The organism is Plantactinospora sp. GCM10030261 (assembly GCF_042666615.1).
Classification (GTDB): Bacteria; Actinomycetota; Actinomycetes; order Mycobacteriales; family Micromonosporaceae; genus KBS50.
Genome location: NZ_JBHTDD010000001.1, coordinates 255,891 through 276,844 on the forward strand (window position 1 = coordinate 255,891; position 20,954 = coordinate 276,844).

Sequence of the window (20,954 nt, forward strand, 5' to 3'; positions counted from 1 at the left end):
GTCATCGGGCGACTACCCGATATCCATAGCTGGGATTCGGACTCTAACAGCCCGGTGCGGCTGCGGGCAGGTGTGCCCGGCAACATACACCGTGTCCGATGTCATGCCGGCCGGCGCCACCACGCGATGCCCACGTCACGACGCGGTCCGACCCGGTACGCGTCGCGGCGCCCGCCAGTTGAGTCAACTGAGCGGGCGCCACGACCGGATACGTCCTACAGCTCGGTGACCGAGCCGCCAGCGGCGGAAATCTTCTCCTTGGCCGACGCGCTGAACGCGTGCGCCGACACCTGGAGCGCCACCCCGTTGAGGTCGCCACTGCCCAGCACCTTCACCTGCTGGCCCTTGCGGACGGCGCCCGCCTCGACCAGCTCGGCCGGACCGACCTGCCCGCCGTTCGGGAACAGTTCGGCAAGCCGGTCCAGGTTGACCACCTGGAAGACCACCTTGAACTTGTTCCGGAAGCCCTTCATCTTCGGCAGACGCATGTGGATCGGCATCTGCCCACCCTCGAAGCCCGCGGGGATGTTCTTCCGCGCCTTCGAGCCCTTGGTACCGCGACCGGCGGTCTTGCCCTTGGAGCCCTCACCGCGACCCACACGGGTCTTCGGCGTCTTGGCTCCCGGCGCCGGACGCAGGTGGTGGACCTTGATCGTCATTAGTCGACCTCCTCGACCTTCACGAGGTGGTTCACGGTGAAGATCATGCCCCGGATCTCGGGACGGTCCTCCTTGACCACCACGTCATTGATCCGCTTGAGACCCAGCGAACGCAGCGACTCCCGCTGGTTGCGCTTGGTCCCGATCTCGGACCGGACCTGGGTCACCTTGAGTCGTGCCATCAGGAAGCCACCCCTGCCCGCGAAGCCAACATCGCCGCCGGCGCGACGTCCTCGACCGGCAGCCCGCGACGCGCCGCGACGGCCTCCGGCGACTCGAGGCTCTTGAGAGCCGCGACGGTCGCGTGCACGATGTTGATCGGGTTCGACGAGCCCAGGCTCTTGGACAGCACGTCGTGGATGCCGGCGCACTCCAGCACGGCACGCACCGGGCCACCGGCGATCACGCCGGTACCGGCGCTTGCCGGCTTGAGCAGGACGACGCCGGCGGCGTCCTCCCCCTGCACCGGGTGCGGGATCGAGGAAGCGATCCGCGGCACCTTGAAGAAGTGCTTCTTGGCCTCCTCGACACCCTTGGCGATCGCCGCGGGCACCTCCTTGGCCTTCCCGTAGCCCACGCCGACGGTGCCTTCACCGTCGCCCACGATCACGAGGGCGGTGAAGCTGAACCGACGACCACCCTTCACGACCTTGGCAACCCGGTTGATTGCCACAACCCGCTCGAGGTGCGGCGTCTTCTCGACGGGCGCGTTTCCGCGACCGCCCTCACGGCGGTTGTCGCGGCGACCACCCTCACTGCCACCGGACCCGCCGCCACGGCGCTGTTGACCTGGCATCAGCAGCCTTCCTTCTCTCTCGTGACGGGTTTCTAGAACTTGAGCCCGGCTTCGCGCGCGGCGTCGGCCAGCGCGGCGATCCGCCCCGCGTACCGGTTGCCACCGCGGTCGAAGACGACCTTCTCGATACCGGCGGCCTTGGCCCGCTCGGCCAGCAGCGTGCCGACCTTGCCGGCGAGGGCGCTCTTGTCGCCCTCGGCACCGCGCAGCGACGCGTCCATGGTCGACGCCGACGCCAGGGTGTGTCCCCGGGTGTCGTCCACGACCTGGGCCGTGATGTGCCGCAGGGACCGGGAGACGACCAGGCGCGGACGCTCGGTCGTACCACTGATGTTCTTGCGGACGCGGAAGTGCCGACGAGCCCGCCCGACGGCGCGCTTCGCGGCGACGCCGCGCCGGCGCTTGAGCAGGGTCGCGCTCACTTCTTACCTGCCTTTCCAGCCTTACGACGAATCACTTCGCCCTGGTACTTGACGCCCTTGCCCTTGTAGGGCTCCGGCGGGCGGATCTTCCGGATGTTGGCGGCCACCTCGCCGACCTGCCACTTGTTGATCCCGGCCACGTGGAACAGCGTGGGCCGCTCCACGGTGAAGGTGATCCCCTCCGGGGCCGGGACCAGGACCGGGTGCGAGAAGCCGAGGGCAAACTCGAGGTCCTTGCCCTTGGCGGTCACCCGGTAACCGGTGCCCGCGATCTCCAGCGTCTTGCGGTAGCCCTCGGTCACCCCGACGACCATGTTCGCCACCAGAGTACGGCTCAGGCCGTGCAGTTCCTTGGCCCTGCGCTCGTCATTCGGCCGGTTGATCTGGAGCTGGCCGTCCTCGGCCCGCTCCGCGGTGATCGGCTCCGCGAGGGTGTGCGACAGCTCGCCCTTGGGGCCCTTCACCGTGATGGTGCGGCCGTTGATCGTGACGTCGACACCCGATGGTACCGGGATCGACTTACGTCCAATACGCGACATTATCGATCATTCCCTCGTGATTACCAGACGAAGGCGAGGACTTCCCCGCCCACGCTCCGCTTGCGGGCCTGCCGATCGGTCAGCAGCCCCTGGGACGTCGAAATGATCGCCACGCCCAGTCCTCCGAGCACCCGCGGCAGCTCGTCCGACTTGGCGTACACCCGGAGGCCGGGCTTGGACACGCGCTTGATGCCGGCCAGGCTCCGCTCGCGGTTCTGGCCGTACTTCAGCTCGACGACCAGTCGCTTGCCGACGGCGCCCTCCTCGGGCTCCTCGACGGACCAGGTGGCGATGTAGCCCTCACCCTTGAGCACCTCGGCGATGTTCGCCTTGAGCTTCGAGTACGGCATCGTCACCCGGTCGTGGTACGCCTGGTTGGCGTTGCGCAGACGCGTGAGCATGTCTGCGATCGGGTCGGTCATCGTCATGGAATTCGTCAGCCTTTCTCGCCGGGGTTCCCCGGGCTCGTGGCCCGGGGCCTACGGCGAAGAGGTGATACAGCTATATCCGGTCAGGGGCTCGGGCGGCGTTACCAGGAAGCCTTGGACACGCCGGGCAGCTCACCGCGGTGGGCCATCTCCCGGATGCACACCCGGCAGAGCCCGAACTTGCGGTAGACCGCCTTGGGACGCCCGCACCGCTGGCAGCGGGTGTACGCGCGAACCGAGAACTTCGGCTTCGCGGCCGCCTTGAGGATCAGCGCCTTCTTGGCCATCTCAGTTCTCCTTGAACGGGAAGCCCAGGAGCTTGAGCAGCGCCCGGCCCTCGTCGTCGGTCTTGGCGGTGGTGACCACCGTGATGTCCATGCCCCGCTGCCGATCGATCCTGTCCTGGTCGATCTCGTGGAACACCGACTGCTCGGTCAGGCCGAACGTGTAGTTGCCGTGCCCGTCGAGCTTGCGCCCGTCCAGACCACGGAAGTCGCGGATACGCGGCAGCGCGATGGACAGCAGCCGGTCCAGGAACTCCCACATCCGGTCGCCGCGCAGGGTGACCTTCGCACCGATCGGCATGCCCTCCCGCAGCTTGAACTGCGCGATCGACTTGCTGGCCCGCCGCACCTGCGGCTTCTGGCCCGTGATGGTGGTCAGGTCGCGCACCGCGCCGTCGATCAGCTTGGCGTCGCGGGCGGCCTCGCCCACACCCATGTTGACGACGATCTTGACCAGGCCCGGTACCTGCATCGGGTTCGAGTACTGGTACTGCTCGCGCAGCTGGGCCACGATCTTGTTGCGGTACCGCTCCTTGAGGCGCGGCATGGTCTTCGTTTCGGTAGCCGTGCTCATCACAGGTCCTTACCGGTGCTACGCGCGACACGGACCTTCTGGCCGTTATCGTCGATCCGGTAGCCGACGCGGGTCGGCTTGCCGTCGGAGTCCAGGACCATCACGTTCGACACGTGGATCGGGGCCTCCTGGGTGACGATGCCACCGGTCTTGGCACCACGCTGGGTGGTCTGGATGCGGGTGTGCTTCTTGATCCGGTTCACACCCTCGACGAGGACCTTGTCCTGCCGCGGGTAGGCCGCGATGACCTTGCCCTTGGCACCCTTGTCCTTGCCGGCGATGACGACGACCGTGTCGCCCTTCTTGACCTTCATGCCCGCGTCTCCCTCCGGTCGGCGCGCGCCCGAAGGTCGCGACCGCTGAGCCTGCTGGTTCGCTCGCTGCGCTCGCTCATGGTCACAACACCTCCGGCGCGAGAGAGATGATCTTCATGAACCGCTTGTCCCGCAGCTCACGGCCGACCGGACCGAAGATACGGGTACCGCGCGGGTCACCACCGTCCTTGATGATGACGGCGGCGTTCTCGTCGAAGCGGATGTACGAACCGTCCGGCCGCCGCTTTTCCTTGGCGGTGCGGACCACGACCGCCTTGACGACGTCGCCCTTCTTCACACCAGCACCCGGGATGGCGTCCTTGACCGTGGCCACGATGACATCACCGATGCTCGCGTAGCGCCGACCGGAGCCGCCGAGTACGCGGATGCACAGGATCTCCCGGGCACCCGTGTTGTCGGCGACGCGCAGTCGCGACTCTTGCTGAATCACGTCTATCTCCTATGTCTGCCAGTTCTCGACCGGCCGGACCGGTCGAGCTTGGCGGAACCCTGAGCCTGCTGATGCGCAGCCCGTACGGCTCTTACTTGGCCTTCTCGAGGATCTCCACGATCCGCCACCGCTTGGTAGCGGAGAGCGGTCGGGTCTCCATGATCAGCACCCGGTCGCCGATACCGGCCGAGTTCTGCTCATCGTGCGCCTTCAGCTTGCTCGTACGGCGCATGACCTTGCCGTACAGCGCGTGCTTGACCCGGTCCTCGACCTCGACGACGACGGTCTTCTCCATCTTGTCGCTGACCACGAGGCCCTCGCGCACCTTGCGCCGGCCCCGCTCAACGGCGGTGTTGGTCTTGGTCTCTTCGGTCATGATGCAGCCACCTCAGTCGGCGCGGCCGAAAGCCCCAGCTCACGCTCGCGCATGATCGTGTAGATCCGGGCGATGTCCCGGCGGATGACCTGCAACCGGCGGTTGTTGTCCAGCTGGCCGGTCGCGGCCTGCACGCGGAGGTTGAACAGCTCCGCCTTGGCCTCACGCAACCGCGCGACCAGGTCCTCCTCGGAGAGCTCGCGCAGCTCGCTGGCCTTAACGCCCGCTGCCATCAGGATTCACCCACTTCGCGCGTCACAATGCGGCACTTCATCGGGAGCTTGTGGATCGCGCGACGCATCGCCTCTCGCGCGACCTGCTCGTTCGGGAAGGACATCTCGAAGAGAATCCGACCCGGCTTGACGTTGGCCACCCACCACTCGGGCGAGCCCTTACCGGAACCCATCCGGGTCTCGGCGGGCTTCTTGGTCAACGCCTGGTCCGGGAAGACCGAGATCCAGACCTTGCCACCACGCTTGATGTGCCGGGTCATGGCGATACGCGCCGACTCGATCTGCCGGTTCGTCACGTACGCCGGCTCGAGCGCCTGGATTCCGAACTCGCCGAACACCACCCGGTTGCCGCCCTTCGACGCGCCACTGCGGTCGGGGTGGTGCGGCTTGCGGAAGCCCTTCGGGGGCTTACGCGGCATCAGCATCTGTCAGCCCTCCTGCGCTGAGCTGTCCGATCCGGCCGAGCCGGCCGGAGTAGCCGGCGCGGCCGTGGCCGGCGCGGCGTTGTCGTTGGTGGCCTCCGGGGCGGCGCCGGTCTGCCCGGCCCGTCCGCCCTCGGTGCCGCCGGTCTTCCCGGCCTGCGCGGCCTGGCCGGCCTGCGCGGCCCGACCGGCCTCGGTGCCGCCGGCGGTGGTGCCGGAGGAACCGGACCGACCACGGCGCGGCCGGTCGGGACGGTCGCCGCGGTCACGGCGCGGACGGGACGGTCCGGCCTCGGCCGGCGCCTCGCGACCCGGCACCGCGTCGCCCTTGTAGATCCAGACCTTCACACCGATGCGGCCGAAGGTGGTCCGGGCCTCGAAGAAGCCGTACTCGATGTTCGCCCGCAGCGTGTGCAGCGGAACCCGACCCTCGCGGTAGAACTCGGTGCGGCTCATCTCCGCACCGCCCAGACGACCGGAGACCTGCACCCGGATGCCCTTGCAGGCCGGGTTCTTCATCGCCGATTGCATGGACTTCCGCATCGCCCGCCGGAAGCTGACCCGGCTGGAGAGCTGCTCGGCCACGGCCTGGGCGACCAGCTGAGCGTCCGACTCCGGGCTCTTCACCTCAAGGATGTTGAGCTGCACCTGCTTGCCGGTGAGCTTCTCCAGCTCGCCCCGGATCCGGTCGGCCTCCGCACCCTTCCGGCCGATGACGATGCCCGGCCGCGCGGTGTGGATGTCGACCCGCACCCGGTCCCGGGTCCGCTCGATGTCGACCTTCGAGATGCCGGCCCGCTCGAGGCCCTTGGACATCATCCGGCGGATCTTGACATCCTCGCCGATGTAGTCCTTGTACAGCTTGTCCGCGAACCAGCGCGACTTCCAGTCGGTCGAGATGCCGAGCCGGAACCCGTGCGGGTGAACCTTCTGACCCATTACTCGGCACCCTCCGTCTTGCTCTGCGTGTCAACGGCCTCGGCCTCCGGCGTCGACGTCGCCGGCTGAGCCTTCGGCGCGACGGTCTCCTTGGCCGGCGTCGCCTTCTTCGCCGGCGTCGCCTTCCTGGCCGGCGCGGCGGGCGCGACGGCTTCGACCGCCACCGTGATGTGGCAGGTCCGCTTGCGGATCCGGTACGCCCGGCCCTGCGCCCGCGGCTGGAACCGGTTCATGGTCGGTCCCTCGTCGACGTACGCCTCGCTGACGAGCAGCGCGTCGGGGTCCAGCCGCTCGTTGTTCTCCGCGTTGGCGATCGCGCTGGCGAGGACCTTGTAAACCTGCTCACTCGCCGCCTGCGGCGCGAACTGCAGCACCGTGAGCGCCTCCTTCGCGGGCAGACCGCGGACGAGGTTGACCACCCGGCGCGCCTTGGTCGGCGAGATGCGCACGTACCGCGCAACCGCCCGCGCGCCCGGAAGCACCGGAGCGTCGCCCTTTACTGGCATCGCTGTAACCCCTTGTTCCTCTATCCGTATGCCCGCGGCGTCAGCGCCGGCGGCTCTTCCGGTCGTCCTTCTCGTGACCCTTGAAGGTGCGGGTCAGCGCAAACTCGCCGAGCTTGTGCCCGACCATCGCCTCGGTGATGAACACCGGGACGTGCTTGCGTCCGTCGTGCACGGCGATCGTGTGCCCGAGCATCTCCGGGATGATCGTCGAGCGCCGCGACCAGGTCTTGATGACGTTCTTCGAGCCCTTGTCGTTCTGCGTCTCCACCTTCTTGAGCAGGTGGTCGTCGATGAACGGGCCCTTCTTCAGGCTGCGAGGCATGTCTTATCTCCCTCAGCCGCGCTTACGCGTGGCGTAGCGGCGGCGGACGATCAGCCGGTCACTCGGCTGGCCCTTACGACGGGTGCGGCCCTCGGGCTTACCCTGCGGGTTCACCGGGTGGCGACCACCGGAGGTCTTACCCTCACCACCACCGTGCGGGTGGTCGACCGGGTTCATGGCCACACCACGGACGGTCGGGCGCTTGCCCTTCCAGCGCATCCGGCCGGCCTTACCCCAGTTGATGTTCGACTGGTCGGCGTTACCGATCTCACCGACCGTGGCGCGGCAGCGAACGTCGACCCGGCGGATCTCGCCCGAGGGCATCCGCAGCGTGGCGTACGCGCCCTCACGGCCCAGCAGCTGGATACCGACGCCGGCCGAGCGGGCCAGCTTGGCCCCGCCGCCCGGACGCAGCTCCACCCCGTGCACCGTGGTGCCGACCGGGATGTTGCGCAACGGCAGGTTGTTCCCCGGCTTGATGTCGGCGCTCGGCCCCGACTCGACCCGGTCGCCCTGCTTGAGGTCGCGCGGCGCGATGATGTAGCGCTTCTCGCCGTCGGCGTAGTGCAGCAGGGCGATCCGCGCGGTGCGGTTCGGGTCGTACTCGATGTGCGCGACCTTCGCCGGCACGCCGTCCTTGTCGACCCGCTTGAAGTCGATGATGCGGTACTGGCGCTTGTGACCGCCGCCCTGGTGCCGTGCGGTGATCCGGCCGTGCACGTTGCGGCCGCCCTTCTTGGGCAGCGGCGCCAGCAGCGACTTCTCCGGGGTGGACCGGGTGATCTCGGCGAAGTCGGCGACGCTGGAACCGCGCCTGCCGGGCGTCGTCGGCTTGTACTTACGGATAGCCATTGTCTATACCCCTCAGCTGACCGGGCCGCCGAAGGCCTCGATACGGTCACCGTCAGCCAGCTTCACCATCGCCCGCTTGGTGTTCTTGCGCTTGCCGTACCCGGTGCGGGTCCGCTTGCGCTTGCCCTCGCGGTTGAGGGTGTTCACCGTCAGAACGCGGACGTCGAAGATCTGCTGGATCGCGATCTTGATCTGGGTCTTGTTCGCGTCCGGGTGCACCAGGAAGGTGTACCAGTTGCGGTTCAGCTCGCTGTAGCTCTTCTCGGAGATGACCGGCGCCACGATGATGTCGCGCGGGTCCGCGATGGTCGTCACTTGCCATCCCCCTCAGCGGTCTCGGCCGACGCGCTCTCCGTCGGGCCGCTCTCGGCCGGTACGCCAAGGAACTCGTCAAGCGCGTCCCTGGTGAAGACCACGTCGTCGGCGACCAGCACGTCATACGTGTTGAGCTGACCCGCCTCGAGCAGGTGCACCGACGGCTCGTTGCGCAGCGACAGCCAGTTCAGCTCGTCCGTCGTGGCCAGCACGACCAGGGCCCGGCGGGCCTCGGTCACCTTGCGCAGGGCACGGATCGCGACCTTGGTGGACGGCTTGTCACCGTCGACGAACGCCTCGACCACGTGCACGCGCCCGGCACGGGCCCGGTCGGAGAGGGCGCCGCGCAGCGCCGCCACCTTCATCTTCTTCGGGGTCCGCTGGCTGTAGTCGCGCGGCACGGGACCGTGCACGACGCCACCACCGGCGAACTGCGGGGCCCGGGTCGAACCCTGGCGGGCCCGGCCGGTGCCCTTCTGCTTGTACGGCTTGGCGCCGCCACCGGATACCTCACCGCGGGTCTTGGTCTTGTGCGTGCCCTGCCGCGCGGCGGCGAGCTGCGCTACCACGACCTGGTGCATCAGCGGAATGTTCGCCTGCACGTCGAAGATGTCGCCCGGCAGCTCGACCGAGCCCTTCTTCGTCCCGTCGGCGGTCAACACGTCAACGGTCGTCACTTCGAGGCACCACCCTTCACCTGGGCCTTGGCCGCGGTGCGGATCAGGACCAGCGCGCCCTTGGGACCGGGAACGGCGCCCCGGATCAGCAGCAGGTTGTTCTCCGGGTCGATCGCCTGGATGCGCAGGTTCTGCACGGTGAAGCGGACGCGACCCATCCGGCCGGCCATCTTCATGCCCTTGAAGACCCGGCCCGGGGTGGCGCACCCGCCGATCGAGCCCGGCGAGCGGTGCTTGCGCTCGACACCGTGGCTGGCACGCAGACCGTGGAAGCCGTGCCGCTTCATGACGCCGGCGAAGCCCTTGCCCTTGGTCCGGCCGGTCACGTCGATCGCCGTTCCCTCCGGGAACGTCTCGACGTTGATCTCCTGGCCGAGTTCGTACTCGCTCGCGTCGGTGGTACGCAGCTCGACGAGATGCCGCCGTGGCGCCACACCGGACTTCGCGAAGTGTCCGCTCTCCGGCTTGTTGACCTTCCGCGGGTCGATCGCGCCGTACGCCAGCTGGACCGCGGAGTAGCCGTCCGTGTCGGCGGTACGGACCTGGGTCACGACGCACGGGCCGGCCTGCACCACGGTCACCGGGACAACGCGGTTGTTGTCCCAGACCTGGGTCATGCCGAGCTTGGCGCCCAGGATGCCCTTAACTTGCCTGTCCATTAGTCCGGTCCCTACAGCTTGATCTCGATGTCGACGCCAGCCGGCAGGTCGAGGCGCATGAGCGAGTCGACCGTCTTCGGGGTCGGGTCGATGATGTCGATCAGACGCTTGTGCGTGCGCATCTCGAAGTGCTCGCGCGAGTCCTTGTACTTGTGCGGCGAACGGATCACGCAGAAACGGTTGATCTCCGTGGGCAGCGGCACCGGGCCCGCGACCTGCGCCCCGGTACGCGTCACCGTCTCGACGATCTTCCGCGCCGAGGAGTCGACGACCTCGTGGTCATAGGCCTTGAGCCGGATGCGGATCTTCTGTCCCGCCATGGTGGCTTCTGTTCCTTCTCTCGATGCCGCTGTCTTGCGGGTCTCCGTTGTCTGCTCGGAGCCCACTTCGCCGACCCCCGCGGTCGGGCGTGTCGCGCCTTCTCACGTACCGCGCCGCCTAACTTCAGCGGCTGGTCCCCGTCGCCACCGGATCGGCGGCAACCCGGCGCGCTCGGGCCCGGGGCTTCCCCGCACGGCGGGGAACCCGGCCCCACGAGCGGGGGTCGGAGGCGCCCACGGTCACAAGTTGGGACCCGGACGCCGAGCGAGGGTGGTTGGCCGCACGCAGCCAACCACCCGTCGCCTACGCAACCTGACCAGTATGCCGTACTACCGCACGGGCACGCTAATCGGGGTTACCTTGCTCACTTGATAATCTTGGTGACGCGACCCGCGCCGACCGTCCGGCCGCCCTCCCGGATCGCGAACTTGAGGTTTTCCTCCATCGCGATGGGCTGGATCAGCTTGACGGTCATCGAGGTGTTGTCGCCCGGCATGACCATCTCGGTGCCCTCGGGCAGCGTGACGACGCCGGTGACGTCCGTGGTCCGGAAGTAGAACTGCGGACGGTAGTTCTGGAAGAACGGGGTGTGCCGGCCGCCCTCCTCCTTGGAGAGGATGTAGACCGTGGCCTCGAACTCCGTGTGCGGGGTGGTGGTGCCCGGCTTGACGACGACCATGCCGCGCTCGACGTCTTCGCGCTTGATACCACGCAGCAGCAGACCGACGTTCTCACCGGCCCGTGCCTCGTCGAGCAGCTTGCGGAACATCTCGATGCCGGTGCAGGTGGTCTTCATCGACTTCTCGCGGATGCCGACGAGCTCCACCTCCTCGTTCGGCTTGAGGATGCCACGCTCGGCGCGGCCGGTGACGACCGTGCCCCGACCGGTGATCGTGAAGACGTCCTCGATGGGCATCAGGAACGGCTTCTCGGTCTCCCGCTCCGGCTGCGGAATCGCGGTGTCGACCGCGTTCATCAGCTCCATGAGCTTGTCGGTCCACTCCGGCTCGCCCTCGAGCGCCTTCAGCGCCGAGACGCGCACGACCGGCAGGTCGTCGCCCGGGTACTCCTGGGCCGAGAGCAGCTCGCGCACCTCGAGCTCGACGAGCTCGAGCAGCTCCTCGTCGTCCACCATGTCGCTCTTGTTCAGCGCCACCACGATGTACGGCACGCCAACCTGGCGGGCCAGCAGCACGTGCTCGCGGGTCTGCGGCATCGGGCCGTCGGTCGCCGCGACCACCAGGATCGCGCCGTCCATCTGCGCGGCACCGGTGATCATGTTCTTGATGTAGTCGGCGTGACCGGGGCAGTCGACGTGCGCGTAGTGCCGCGCCTCGGTCTGGTACTCGACGTGCGCGATCGAGATCGTGATACCGCGGGCCTTCTCCTCCGGCGCCTTGTCGATCTCGTCGAACGGCGTGTAGGGGTTGACCTCCGGGTACCGGTCGTGCAGGACCTTGGTGATGGCCGCCGTCAGCGTCGTCTTACCGTGGTCGATGTGACCAATGGTGCCGATGTTGACGTGCGGCTTAGTCCGCTCGAACTTCGCCTTCGCCACTGGTGTCCTCCTGTGGACTTCTTGGAACGTAACGCCCGGCACGCCATTCGGCGTTGGGGACTCTGTCGACAGCCCTTCCGGCGGGACCGGAAGGCCCGTGCTGATCGACCGGCGGACCGCCCGGTCAGCACATGGGTCCTACGGCTTTGAAACCATCAGGCCCGGTTCACGCAGTCCGATCCGTACCAGCCGCGGGCGAGGTTACCCGCCCGCGACCGACGCGGTCTCACCGCCCCGGCATCCGGAGAGTCGAGCCGAAGCTCACTCACCGGTCGCCTTCGCGATGATCTCCTTCGCCACGTTTGTCGGAACCTCGGCGTAGGAGTCGAACTGCATGCTGTAGCTCGCCCGGCCCTGGGTCTTCGACCGCAGGTCGCCGACGTAGCCGAACATCTCCGACAGCGGCACCAGAGCCCGGACGACGCGAGCGCCACTGCGCTCCTCCATCGCCTGGATGATCCCGCGCCGGGAGTTGAGGTCGCCGATGACGTCGCCCATGTTCTCCTCGGGCGTCGTCACCTCGACCGCCATCATCGGCTCGAGCAGTGCCGGGTCGGCCTTGCGGGCCGCCTCCTTGAGCACCATCGAGCCGGCGATCTTGAACGCCATTTCCGACGAGTCGACCTCGTGGTACTGGCCGTCCAACAGGGTCAGCTTGAGGCCGACCAGCGGGAAGCCCGCCAGGATGCCGTACTGCATGGCGTCCTGGGCGCCGGCGTCCACCGACGGGATGAACTCCCTCGGCACCCGGCCACCGGTCACCGCGTTGGCGAACTCGTACGTCGGAGAGTCGCTCCCCATGGGCAGCGGCTCCAGGCTCACGATGACCCGCGCGTACTGGCCGGAACCACCGGTCTGCTTCTTGTGGGTGTACTCGACCTTGTCCACCTTGCGGCGGATGGTCTCGCGGTAAGCCACCTGCGGCTTACCGATGTTCGCCTCGACGTTGAACTCGCGGCGCATCCGGTCGACCAGGATGTCCAGGTGCAGTTCGCCCATGCCGGAGATGACCGTCTGACCGGTCTGGTCGTCGAGCTTGACCCGGAAGGTCGGGTCCTCCTCGGCGAGTCGCTGGATGGCCGTGCTGAGCTTCTCCTGGTCGGCCTTGGTCTTGGGCTCGATCGCCACCTCGATGACCGGCTCAGGGAAGGTCATCGACTCCAGGATCACCGGGTTGGCCGGGTCACAGAGGGTGTCACCGGTGGTGGTCTGTTTCAGGCCCTGAACCGCGATGATGTCGCCAGCCTGGGCGGAGCCGCGCTCCTCCCGCTTGTTGGCGTGCATCTGGTAGATCTTGCCCACCCGCTCCTTGCGGTCCTTGGTGGAGTTGATCACCTGAGACCCGGTCTCCACCACGCCCGAGTACACCCGGACGTAGGTGAGCTTGCCGAGGTGCTTGTCAGTCTGGATCTTGAAGGCGAGACCGGAGAACGGCTCCGAACTCGACGGCTTCCGCTGCATCGGCGTCTCGCCGTCGGTCGCCGTACCCTCGATCGCCGGGACGTCCAGCGGCGACGGCAGGTAGTCGATCACGGCGTCGAGCATGGGCTGGACGCCCTTGTTCTTGAACGCCGAGCCGCACAGCACCGGGTTGGCGTTGCCGGCGATGGTGGCCCGCCGGATGGCGGCCTTGATCTCCTCGGCGGAGAGTTCCTCGCCCTCGAGGTACTTCTCCATCACCGAGTCGTCGACGTCGGCGAGCGTCTCGAGAAGCTTCTCCCGCCACTCCGCCGCGGACTCGGCGAGATCGGCGGGGATCTCCTCCATCGCGTAGTCCTCGCCCTTGACGGTCTCGCCGCGCCAGGTCAGCGCGCGCATGTAGACCAGGTCGACGACGCCGATGAAGTCCGACTCGAGCCCGATCGGGATCTGCAACACCAGCGGGGTGGCGTTCAGCCGGTCGATCATCATCTGCACGCAGCGGAAGAAGTCCGCGCCCGTCCGGTCGAGCTTGTTGACGAAGCACATCCGGGGAACGTTGTACTTGTCCGCTTGGCGCCAGACGTTCTCGGTCTGCGGCTCCACCCCGGCGACGCCGTCATAGACCGCGACGGCGCCGTCGAGCACGCGCAGCGACCGCTCGACCTCGACCGTGAAGTCGACGTGGCCGGGCGTGTCGATGATCTGGATGGTGTGGCCCTGCCACTCGCACTTGGTGGCGGCGGAGGTGATGGTGATCCCCCGCTCCTGCTCCTGCTCCATCCAGTCCATGACGGCGGCACCGTCGTGGACCTCGCCGATCTTGTACGTGATGCCGGTGTAGAACAGGATCCGCTCGGTGGTCGTGGTCTTACCAGCATCGATGTGCGCCATGATGCCGATGTTGCGTACCTTGGCGAGCGCTTCTGCGGCGGCCACTTCAATCCCTACTGTCGTCGTCTCGTAACTGGACTTACCAGCGGTAGTGCGCGAAGGCCTTGTTGGACTCGGCCATCTTGTGCGTGTCCTCGCGCCGCTTGACAGCGGCGCCAAGACCATTGCTCGCGTCGAGCAGCTCGTTCATGAGGCGCTCGACCATCGTCTTCTCCCGGCGGGCCCGCGCGTACGAGACCAGCCAGCGCAGGCCCAGGGTGGTGGCCCGCCCCGGGCGCACCTCGACCGGGACCTGATAGGTCGCGCCACCGACACGGCGGCTGCGGACCTCGAGGGTCGGCTTGACGTTGTCCATTGCCCGCTTGAGGGTGACCACCGGGTCGGTGCCGGACTTATCCCGGCAGCCCTCGAGGGCGGCGTAGACGATCCGCTCGGCGAGCTGACGCTTGCCACGCAGGAGGATCTTGTTCACCAGCTGGGTGACCAACGGCGAGTTGTAGACCGGGTCGGCAACCAGCGGCCGATTCGGAGCGGGGCCCTTGCGCGGCATGTCAGCTCTTCTCCTTCTTGGCGCCGTAGCGGCTGCGGGCCTGCTTGCGGTTGCGGACACCCTGGGTGTCCAGCGAACCGCGCACGATCTTGTAACGCACGCCGGGGAGGTCCTTCACCCGGCCGCCGCGGACGAGCACGATGGAGTGCTCCTGCAGGTTGTGGCCGACACCGGGGATGTAGGCGGTCACCTCGATCTGGCTGCTCAGCTTGACACGAGCGACCTTGCGCAGCGCCGAGTTGGGCTTCTTCGGGGTGGTGGTGTAGACGCGGGTGCACACGCCGCGCCGCTGCGGGCTGCCCTTGAGCGCCGGCGTCTTGGTCTTGCTCGTCTTGGCCTGTCGGCCCTTACGGACCAGCTGCTGGATCGTTGGCACCGGGTTTCTCCGCTCCCTTCGGCCGCACGTGGCGGCCGCGCCGTTCGCCGTAACCGCCCCACGGGCGGCTCTCCTACATTTCCCACCAGGGCCGCATCCGGCGGTCCCGGCACCCGCGGTCGGGCGTGTCGCCCGATCACGGCTCCCTCACGTCATCGCACCCGCTCGGGATGAACACCTGCGCGCGGAAGTCGCGCGCCCTTCTTGTGGCTTGTCACGCGGCACCGCTCGATGGCTCCTGCCGGCACGAGCGCACGCGCGAGTTGCTCGGGCGAACCCGAGCGCAGGAAAAGCGTACCCACCAGGCGAGCACAGGTCAAAACGGGGTGCCCGGGGAGAGCTGTGCGATTGCTCTCGTCCGACCCGATCGCCGTCCCGCCCGATCCATGGGCGACTCCAGTTATCCAGTGTAGCGAACCCGCCCCGAGAACCCGAAGCAAGGGCCCTTCATCGAGGCTTCCGGTACCGGAGACCCCTACTCAGGCGAGGCTGGCGATCAACGCGGCGGCGAAGGCCAGCACGGTGACTCCCAGACCGGCCGCGCCGCAGCCGATGCCGGCCACCGCCAGCCCTCGTCCGGTGAACCGGACCGCCGGCGGCGGTGCGGGCCGGTTGACCTGACGCCGACCGATCACGCCCAGCAGCACCGCCGCGAGGCCGGCCAACGCGCTCGGCACCGCGAAGGCACCCCCTGCCAGAGCGCCCCAACCGTCCCGGGCGCCCAGCAGACCGAACAGGGCCACCAGCAGGGCGACCAGGATGGATCCGATGCCGGCGACCAAGGCGCCCACCGCCGTACCGGCGACCACCGGAGGGACGGCGAGCTGCACCACGCCGAAGGGCGTACCGGGAACCGGATCGACCCGGGTGGTCCGGCGAACCGCGTCTGCCGGGGGCGGCGGCACCGGCGCCGGGGACGGCGTCGGCCAGGGCTGCCGCCCCGCGGACATACCCGCCGGGGCCGGGTCCGCATGCCAGGTCGGAGGGGGCGCGGTGGGATATCCGCCGGCAGCGGGAGGCGGCGCGGCGTTCGGCGACGGCTGCCCGGCGCGGGCCGGCGCGTCGTCCGGCGACGGCTGGGCGTCCTGGGTCACCGCTTCCTCCCCATACCAACGATCACCTACGGGTCCAGGCTACCGTCGCCGGCTCGACGGCGAAGCCGGCCACGCATCGTCAGTCGACGGTCGGCGCGAAGTCGTGCCCCGCCGGGCCGGCGAAGCGCAGGATGCCGATGATCAACCCGATGACGACCGTGGTGATCGCCAGCAGGATGCCGATCCAGGCCAGCCGCTCGCCGCGGCGCAGCAGCGCGCCACCGGTGAGATAGCCGCCGGCCGCGTACGCCTGCCGGCGTGCCTGCCGGGACAGCACGAGCGCCAGGGTTGCCGGGACAACACCGCCGACGAAGAGACCGGTCAACGCCGCTACCAGCCCGAGCGCGAGCACCGTCCGTGCCTTGGTGGAGCGGACCGGATCCGGGTCCAGCGGGTGGCGCGCCGGGCCGCCGGATAGCGCGGTCGAGGTGGTCTCCACCGATCCAGGGTATATCGAGGCGCCGAAGGATCATGCGGACCGCGTGGTGAGCGGACCAGCGTCTGCTACTTGAACCGCAGGCCCCGCTCTTCGGCAATGCGGTCCACGGCCGCTTTGGCGTCCGCGAGCCCGGCCCCGGTCCGCTCCCGGTACGCCTTTACCGCGTGGATCCGCTCACCCCGTTCGAGATGGCGGACCACCTCCGGGTGTTCGGGCGGAACGTCCGGGACGTGCAGGTGAGCCATGACCAGGTCCACCTTGCGCTCGACGGCTGCCAATCGGGCGTGGAGTCGTGCACGCTCCCGCGCCCGCTCCGTCCCCCGCGCCCCGGAGAAGACCGTGAACAGGCCAACGCCCACAACGACGAGCAAGACGATCGCCCACGGATCCATACGATCATCATCCGGCACCCGCCCCGGTCCCTGCCACCACAACATCGGCGGACGGGTGGAATTGTGCTGCGCCAGCCGCCGGGGACTGGGACACCGTTCGACGCAAAGCGCCGGGCGCCCCACGTGGCCGTCCATGACGGCGACGCGGGACGCCCGGCGTCCGTGAACCTCTTAGCGGTACGACCCGAAGTCGAAGTCGTCCAGCGGCACCGCCTGGCCGCTGGCCGGGCCGAACCCGTAGTCGGTCTCCGGGTACCCGGTCATCGAGTACACCTTGGCCTTCGCCTCCTCGGTCGGCTCGACCCGGACGTTGCGGTACTTGCTGATGCCCGTACCGGCCGGGATGAGCTTACCGATGATGACGTTCTCCTTGAGACCGATCAGCGAGTCGCTGCGGGCGTTGATCGCCGCGTCGGTCAGCACCCGGGTGGTCTCCTGGAAGGACGCCGCCGACAGCCACGAGTCGGTGGCCAGCGACGCCTTGGTGATACCCATGAGCTGGGGCCGTCCGGCGGCGGGCTCGCCGCCCTCCGACACCAGCCGGCGGTTCTCCGACTCGAAGACCGCTCGGTCGACAAGCACACCCGGCAGGAACTCGGTCGAGCCGGAGTCGATCACGGTCACCCGCTTGAGCATCTGGCGGATGATGATCTCGATGTGCTTGTCGTGGATGAGCACACCCTGGGACCGGTAGACCTCCTGGACCTCCTGGGTGAGGTGCACCTGCACCGCCCGGGGGCCGAGAATGCGCAGCAGCTCGTGCGGGTCGATCGTGCCCTCGGTGAGCTTCTCGCCGACGCCGACATGATCACCGTCGTGGGCCCGCAGCCGGACCCGCTTGGAGACCTTGTCGTAGACGATCTCGTCGCTGCCGTCGTCGGGCACCACGATGATCTTCCGCGACCGCTCGCCGTCCTCGATCCGGACCCGACCCGGGGTGTCGGCGATCGGCGCCTTGCCCTTCGGGATCCGCGCCTCGAAGATCTCCGTGACCCGGGGCAGACCCTGCGTGATGTCCTCACCGGCGACACCACCGGTGTGGAACGTCCGCATGGTCAGCTGGGTGCCCGGCTCACCGATCGACTGGGCGGCGATGATGCCGACCGCCTCGCCGACGTCCACCGTCTTACCGGTCGGCAGCGAACGGCCGTAGCAGGCCGCGCAGACGCCTAGCTTCGACTCGCAGGTGAGCACGCTGCGCACCCGCACGTTCTCCACGCCGGCGGCGACAATCTTGTCGACGACGATCGAGTTGATGTCCACCCCGCGCTCGGCGACCAGGGTCCCGTCCGGGCCCTTGATGTCGTCGGCCAGGGTCCGGGCGTGCACACCGGTCTCGGCGTGCTCGTGCACGACGAGCTTGCCGTCGACGTGCTCGCCGACCTGCATCGGAATGGCCCGGTCGGTGCCGCAGTCCTCCTCGCGGATGATCACGTCCTGCGAGACGTCCACCAGACGACGGGTCAGGTAACCCGAGTCGGCGGTCCGCAGCGCCGTGTCCGCGAGGCCCTTCCGAGCACCGTGGGTGGAGATGAAGTACTCCAGCACGGACAGACCCTCCCGGTAGCTGGCCTTGATCGGCCGCGGGATGATCTCGCCCTTCGGGTTGGCCACCAGACCACGGATCGCCGCGATCTGCCGGAGCTGGAGCAGGTTACCGCGGGCACCCGAGTTGATCATTTTCCACAGCGGGTTTTCCTGCGGCAGTGCGGTGTCCATCTCCTTGGCCACCTCGTTGGTGGCCTTCGTCCAGATCTCGATGAGCTCGCCGCGACGCTCCTCGGCGGTCATCAGACCACGCTGGTACTGCTTGTCGATCCGGTCGGCCTCGGCCTCGTACCGCGCCAGGATCTCCCGCTTGCGCGGCGGCGCGATGACGTCACCCATGCCGATGGTGACGCCGGACCAGGTGGCCCAGTGGAAGCCGGCCTCCTTGAGACCGTCCAGCGTCGCCGCCAGCGCCACCTTCGGGTAGCGCTCGGCGAGGTCGTTGACGATCGCCGAGAGCTGACCCTTGCGGATCTCGTAGTTCACGAAGCGGTAGCCCGGCGGCAGGGTCTCGTTGAACAGCACCCGACCGAGCGTGGTCTCCACGGTGACCGGGTCACCGGGGGTCCAGTCCTCCGGAGCGGTCCACGGCTCGCCACCCCGGCCGTTGTCCACCTCGGTGACGCCACGCAGCCGGATCCGCACCGGCGCCTGCAGGTCCAGCTCGCGAGCGTCGAACGCCATCCGCGCCTCGGCGTCCGAGCTGAACACCCGGCCCTCACCCTTGCTCCCCGGCGTCAGGTGGGTCAGGTGGTACAGCCCGATGACCATGTCCTGGGTCGGCATGGTCACCGGCTTGCCGTCGGCCGGCTTGAGGATGTTGTTCGAGGACAGCATCAGGATCCGCGCCTCGGCCTGCGCCTCGGCGGAGAGCGGCACGTGCACCGCCATCTGGTCACCGTCGAAGTCGGCGTTGAACGCCGTGCAGACCAGCGGGTGGATCTGGATGGCCTTGCCCTCGACCAGCTGCGGCTCGAACGCCTGGATGCCCAGCCGGTGCAGGGTCGGCGCCCGGTTCAGCAGCACCGGGTGCTCGGTGATGACCTCTTCCAGCACATCCCACACGACCGGCCGCTGCCGCTCGACCATCCGCTTCGCGGACTTGATGTTCTGCGCGTGGTTGAGGTCGACCAGTCGCTTCATCACGAACGGCTTGAACAGCTCCAGCGCCATCTGCTTGGGCAGGCCGCACTGGTGCAGCTTGAGCCGCGGGCCGACCACGATGACCGACCGGCCGGAGTAGTCGACGCGCTTACCCAGCAGGTTCTGCCGGAACCGGCCCTGCTTGCCCTTGAGCATGTCGGACAGCGACTTCAGCGGACGGTTACCCGGGCCGGTCACCGGCCGACCACGGCGGCCGTTGTCGAACAGCGCGTCGACGGCCTCCTGCAGCATCCGCTTCTCGTTGTTGACGATGATCTCCGGGGCACCCAGGTCGATCAGGCGCTTGAGCCGGTTGTTCCGGTTGATCACCCGGCGGTACAGGTCGTTCAGGTCGCTGGTGGCGAACCGGCCACCGTCGAGCTGCACCATCGGCCGCAGGTCCGGCGGGATCACCGGTACGCAGTCGAGCACCATGCCCAGCGGCGAGTTGCGGGTGTTGAGGAACGCCGCGACCACCTTGAGCCGCTTGAGCGCCCGGATCTTCCGCTGACCCTTGCCGGACCGGATGACCTCGCGGAGGTTGTCCGCCTCGGCGTCCAGGTCCATGTTCTGCACCAGGGCCTTGATCGCCTCGGCGCCCATTCCGCCGGTGAAGTACTCACCGAACCGGTCGCGCAGCTCCCGGTACAGCAGCTCGTCGGTGACCAGTTGCTTCGGCTCCAGCTTGCGGAACGTGTCCAGCACCTCGTCGAGGCGGTCGATCTCGCGCTGCGCCCGATCGCGGATCTGGCGCATCTCCCGCTCGCCGCCCTCCTTGACCTTCCGGCGGACGTCGGCCTTGGCGCCCTCCGCCTCCAGGTCGGCAAGGTCGGACTCGAGCTTCGCGGCCCGCTTCTCGATCTCCGAGTCACGGCTGTTCTCCGCCTGGCGCTTCTCCGCCAGGATCTCGTTCTCGATGGTCGCCAGGTCGCGGTGACGCGCCTCGGAGTCCACCCCGGTCACCACGTACGAGGCGAAGTAAATGATCTTTTCGAGGTCCTTGGGCGCCAGGTCGAGCAGATAGCCCAGCCGGCTCGGCACACCCTTGAAGTACCAGATGTGCGTCACCGGTGCGGCCAGCTCGATGTGGCCCATCCGCTCGCGGCGGACCTTGGAGCGGGTCACCTCGACGCCGCAGCGCTCACAGATGATGCCCTTGAACCGGACCCGCTTGTACTTACCGCAGTAGCACTCCCAGTCCCGCTGCGGACCGAAGATCTTCTCGCAGAAGAGCCCGTCCTTTTCCGGCTTGAGCGTGCGGTAGTTGATCGTCTCGGGCTTCTTGACCTCGCCGTGCGACCACTGACGGATGTCGTCGGCGGTAGCCAGACCGATGCGCAACTCGTCGAAGAAATTGACGTCGAGCACTTAATTTCCATCCCTCATACGTCAGGTAACGCTTGTGGCCGTCGCTCGTCGGTCTCCGGGGCCTGCCCGCTCGGCGTCGGGATC

Annotated in this window: 29 protein-coding genes; all 29 read right to left on the reverse strand. The window is 68.1% G+C overall.

Features of this window, described 5'->3' with window-relative positions; translation table 11 throughout:
- Positions 1 to 215: 215 nt before the first annotated feature.
- The 29 genes from rplO to ACFQUZ_RS01335 all read right to left on the reverse strand — a co-directional run bounded on the left by rplO (position 216) and on the right by ACFQUZ_RS01335 (position 20,870).
- A complete protein-coding gene (rplO, locus tag ACFQUZ_RS01195; RefSeq protein ID WP_377436860.1) occupies positions 216 to 659 on the reverse strand; it encodes a 50S ribosomal protein L15 in 444 nt (147 codons plus the stop codon).
- The gene (gene rpmD / locus ACFQUZ_RS01200; RefSeq protein ID WP_377436861.1) at positions 659 to 841 is read right to left on the reverse strand and encodes a 50S ribosomal protein L30; all 183 of its coding nucleotides are present in this window, start codon (positions 839 to 841) and stop codon (positions 659 to 661) included. Before rpmD ends, rplO begins: the two co-directional genes overlap by 1 nt.
- A complete protein-coding gene (gene rpsE, locus ACFQUZ_RS01205) occupies positions 841 to 1,455 on the reverse strand; it encodes a 30S ribosomal protein S5 (protein ID WP_377436862.1) in 615 nt (204 codons plus the stop codon). The genes rpmD and rpsE overlap by 1 nt, the downstream gene beginning before the upstream one ends.
- A 32-nt stretch (positions 1,456 to 1,487) precedes the next feature.
- Positions 1,488 to 1,877: a 50S ribosomal protein L18 gene (gene rplR / locus ACFQUZ_RS01210; RefSeq protein WP_377436864.1), complete on the reverse strand. Its 390-nt coding sequence runs from the start codon at positions 1,875 to 1,877 to the stop codon at positions 1,488 to 1,490.
- Positions 1,874 to 2,416, reverse strand: coding sequence for a 50S ribosomal protein L6 (gene rplF, locus ACFQUZ_RS01215; RefSeq protein WP_377436865.1), 543 nt, complete (start codon positions 2,414 to 2,416; stop codon positions 1,874 to 1,876). Before rplF ends, rplR begins: the two co-directional genes overlap by 4 nt.
- Positions 2,417 to 2,436: 20 nt before the next feature.
- A complete protein-coding gene (gene rpsH / locus ACFQUZ_RS01220; protein ID WP_377436867.1) occupies positions 2,437 to 2,844 on the reverse strand; it encodes a 30S ribosomal protein S8 in 408 nt (135 codons plus the stop codon).
- Between the two features lie 101 nt (positions 2,845 to 2,945).
- Entirely contained in the window at positions 2,946 to 3,131 is a 186-nt protein-coding gene (locus tag ACFQUZ_RS01225) for a type Z 30S ribosomal protein S14 (protein ID WP_007073023.1), read from the reverse strand.
- A 1-nt stretch (position 3,132) separates the two neighbouring features.
- Complete coding sequence (gene rplE, locus ACFQUZ_RS01230) at positions 3,133 to 3,702, reverse strand: 50S ribosomal protein L5 (protein ID WP_377436868.1); 570 nt, start codon at positions 3,700 to 3,702, stop codon at positions 3,133 to 3,135.
- Positions 3,702 to 4,016, reverse strand: coding sequence for a 50S ribosomal protein L24 (gene rplX, locus ACFQUZ_RS01235; protein ID WP_377436870.1), 315 nt, complete (start codon positions 4,014 to 4,016; stop codon positions 3,702 to 3,704). Before rplX ends, rplE begins: the two co-directional genes overlap by 1 nt.
- 82 nt (positions 4,017 to 4,098) lie before the next feature.
- The gene (gene rplN, locus ACFQUZ_RS01240; RefSeq protein ID WP_007073026.1) at positions 4,099 to 4,467 is read right to left on the reverse strand and encodes a 50S ribosomal protein L14; all 369 of its coding nucleotides are present in this window, start codon (positions 4,465 to 4,467) and stop codon (positions 4,099 to 4,101) included.
- Between the two features lie 91 nt (positions 4,468 to 4,558).
- Positions 4,559 to 4,843 (reverse strand): 30S ribosomal protein S17, encoded by a 285-nt coding sequence (gene rpsQ / locus ACFQUZ_RS01245; protein WP_377436871.1) that lies wholly within the window; start codon positions 4,841 to 4,843, stop codon positions 4,559 to 4,561.
- Positions 4,840 to 5,076, reverse strand: coding sequence for a 50S ribosomal protein L29 (gene rpmC / locus ACFQUZ_RS01250; RefSeq protein WP_377436873.1), 237 nt, complete (start codon positions 5,074 to 5,076; stop codon positions 4,840 to 4,842). Before rpmC ends, rpsQ begins: the two co-directional genes overlap by 4 nt.
- Complete coding sequence (rplP, locus tag ACFQUZ_RS01255; RefSeq protein ID WP_377436875.1) at positions 5,076 to 5,501, reverse strand: 50S ribosomal protein L16; 426 nt, start codon at positions 5,499 to 5,501, stop codon at positions 5,076 to 5,078. Before rplP ends, rpmC begins: the two co-directional genes overlap by 1 nt.
- Positions 5,502 to 5,504: 3 nt before the next feature.
- Positions 5,505 to 6,437: a 30S ribosomal protein S3 gene (gene rpsC, locus ACFQUZ_RS01260; protein WP_377436876.1), complete on the reverse strand. Its 933-nt coding sequence runs from the start codon at positions 6,435 to 6,437 to the stop codon at positions 5,505 to 5,507.
- On the reverse strand, positions 6,437 to 6,943 hold the full coding sequence (gene rplV, locus ACFQUZ_RS01265) for a 50S ribosomal protein L22 (protein WP_377436878.1): 507 nt from the start codon (positions 6,941 to 6,943) through the stop codon (positions 6,437 to 6,439). Before rplV ends, rpsC begins: the two co-directional genes overlap by 1 nt.
- A gap of 40 nt (positions 6,944 to 6,983) precedes the next feature.
- Positions 6,984 to 7,265, reverse strand: coding sequence for a 30S ribosomal protein S19 (gene rpsS / locus ACFQUZ_RS01270; RefSeq protein WP_095563690.1), 282 nt, complete (start codon positions 7,263 to 7,265; stop codon positions 6,984 to 6,986).
- A 12-nt stretch (positions 7,266 to 7,277) separates the two neighbouring features.
- On the reverse strand, positions 7,278 to 8,117 hold the full coding sequence (gene rplB, locus ACFQUZ_RS01275; RefSeq protein ID WP_377436879.1) for a 50S ribosomal protein L2: 840 nt from the start codon (positions 8,115 to 8,117) through the stop codon (positions 7,278 to 7,280).
- 12 nt (positions 8,118 to 8,129) lie between these two features.
- Positions 8,130 to 8,432: a 50S ribosomal protein L23 gene (gene rplW, locus ACFQUZ_RS01280; RefSeq protein ID WP_377436880.1), complete on the reverse strand. Its 303-nt coding sequence runs from the start codon at positions 8,430 to 8,432 to the stop codon at positions 8,130 to 8,132.
- Positions 8,429 to 9,109, reverse strand: a complete 681-nt coding sequence (gene rplD / locus ACFQUZ_RS01285) for a 50S ribosomal protein L4 (protein ID WP_377436881.1) — start codon at positions 9,107 to 9,109, stop codon at positions 8,429 to 8,431. The genes rplW and rplD overlap by 4 nt, the downstream gene beginning before the upstream one ends.
- On the reverse strand, positions 9,106 to 9,768 hold the full coding sequence (gene rplC, locus ACFQUZ_RS01290; RefSeq protein WP_377436882.1) for a 50S ribosomal protein L3: 663 nt from the start codon (positions 9,766 to 9,768) through the stop codon (positions 9,106 to 9,108). The genes rplD and rplC overlap by 4 nt, the downstream gene beginning before the upstream one ends.
- A gap of 11 nt (positions 9,769 to 9,779) precedes the next feature.
- Positions 9,780 to 10,088, reverse strand: coding sequence for a 30S ribosomal protein S10 (gene rpsJ / locus ACFQUZ_RS01295; protein ID WP_007073037.1), 309 nt, complete (start codon positions 10,086 to 10,088; stop codon positions 9,780 to 9,782).
- A 365-nt stretch (positions 10,089 to 10,453) separates the two neighbouring features.
- Positions 10,454 to 11,647 (reverse strand): elongation factor Tu, encoded by a 1,194-nt coding sequence (gene tuf / locus ACFQUZ_RS01300; protein WP_377437475.1) that lies wholly within the window; start codon positions 11,645 to 11,647, stop codon positions 10,454 to 10,456.
- Between the two features lie 261 nt (positions 11,648 to 11,908).
- Positions 11,909 to 14,005 carry an elongation factor G gene (gene fusA / locus ACFQUZ_RS01305; protein ID WP_377436883.1) on the reverse strand — a complete coding sequence of 699 codons (2,097 nt, stop codon included), beginning with the start codon at positions 14,003 to 14,005 and terminating at the stop codon, positions 11,909 to 11,911.
- Positions 14,006 to 14,039: 34 nt separating this feature from the next.
- Positions 14,040 to 14,510 (reverse strand): 30S ribosomal protein S7, encoded by a 471-nt coding sequence (gene rpsG, locus ACFQUZ_RS01310; RefSeq protein WP_377436884.1) that lies wholly within the window; start codon positions 14,508 to 14,510, stop codon positions 14,040 to 14,042.
- 1 nt (position 14,511) lies between these two features.
- Complete coding sequence (rpsL, locus tag ACFQUZ_RS01315; protein ID WP_014440718.1) at positions 14,512 to 14,886, reverse strand: 30S ribosomal protein S12; 375 nt, start codon at positions 14,884 to 14,886, stop codon at positions 14,512 to 14,514.
- Between the two features lie 479 nt (positions 14,887 to 15,365).
- Positions 15,366 to 15,980 carry a phage holin family protein gene (locus tag ACFQUZ_RS01320; RefSeq protein ID WP_377436885.1) on the reverse strand — a complete coding sequence of 205 codons (615 nt, stop codon included), beginning with the start codon at positions 15,978 to 15,980 and terminating at the stop codon, positions 15,366 to 15,368.
- 79 nt (positions 15,981 to 16,059) lie between these two features.
- Complete coding sequence (locus ACFQUZ_RS01325; RefSeq protein WP_377436886.1) at positions 16,060 to 16,419, reverse strand: hypothetical protein; 360 nt, start codon at positions 16,417 to 16,419, stop codon at positions 16,060 to 16,062.
- Between the two features lie 65 nt (positions 16,420 to 16,484).
- Positions 16,485 to 16,811 (reverse strand): hypothetical protein, encoded by a 327-nt coding sequence (locus ACFQUZ_RS01330; protein WP_377436888.1) that lies wholly within the window; start codon positions 16,809 to 16,811, stop codon positions 16,485 to 16,487.
- A 171-nt stretch (positions 16,812 to 16,982) separates the two neighbouring features.
- Positions 16,983 to 20,870: a DNA-directed RNA polymerase subunit beta' gene (locus ACFQUZ_RS01335; RefSeq protein ID WP_377436889.1), complete on the reverse strand. Its 3,888-nt coding sequence runs from the start codon at positions 20,868 to 20,870 to the stop codon at positions 16,983 to 16,985.
- Between the last annotated feature and the right edge of the window lie 84 nt (positions 20,871 to 20,954).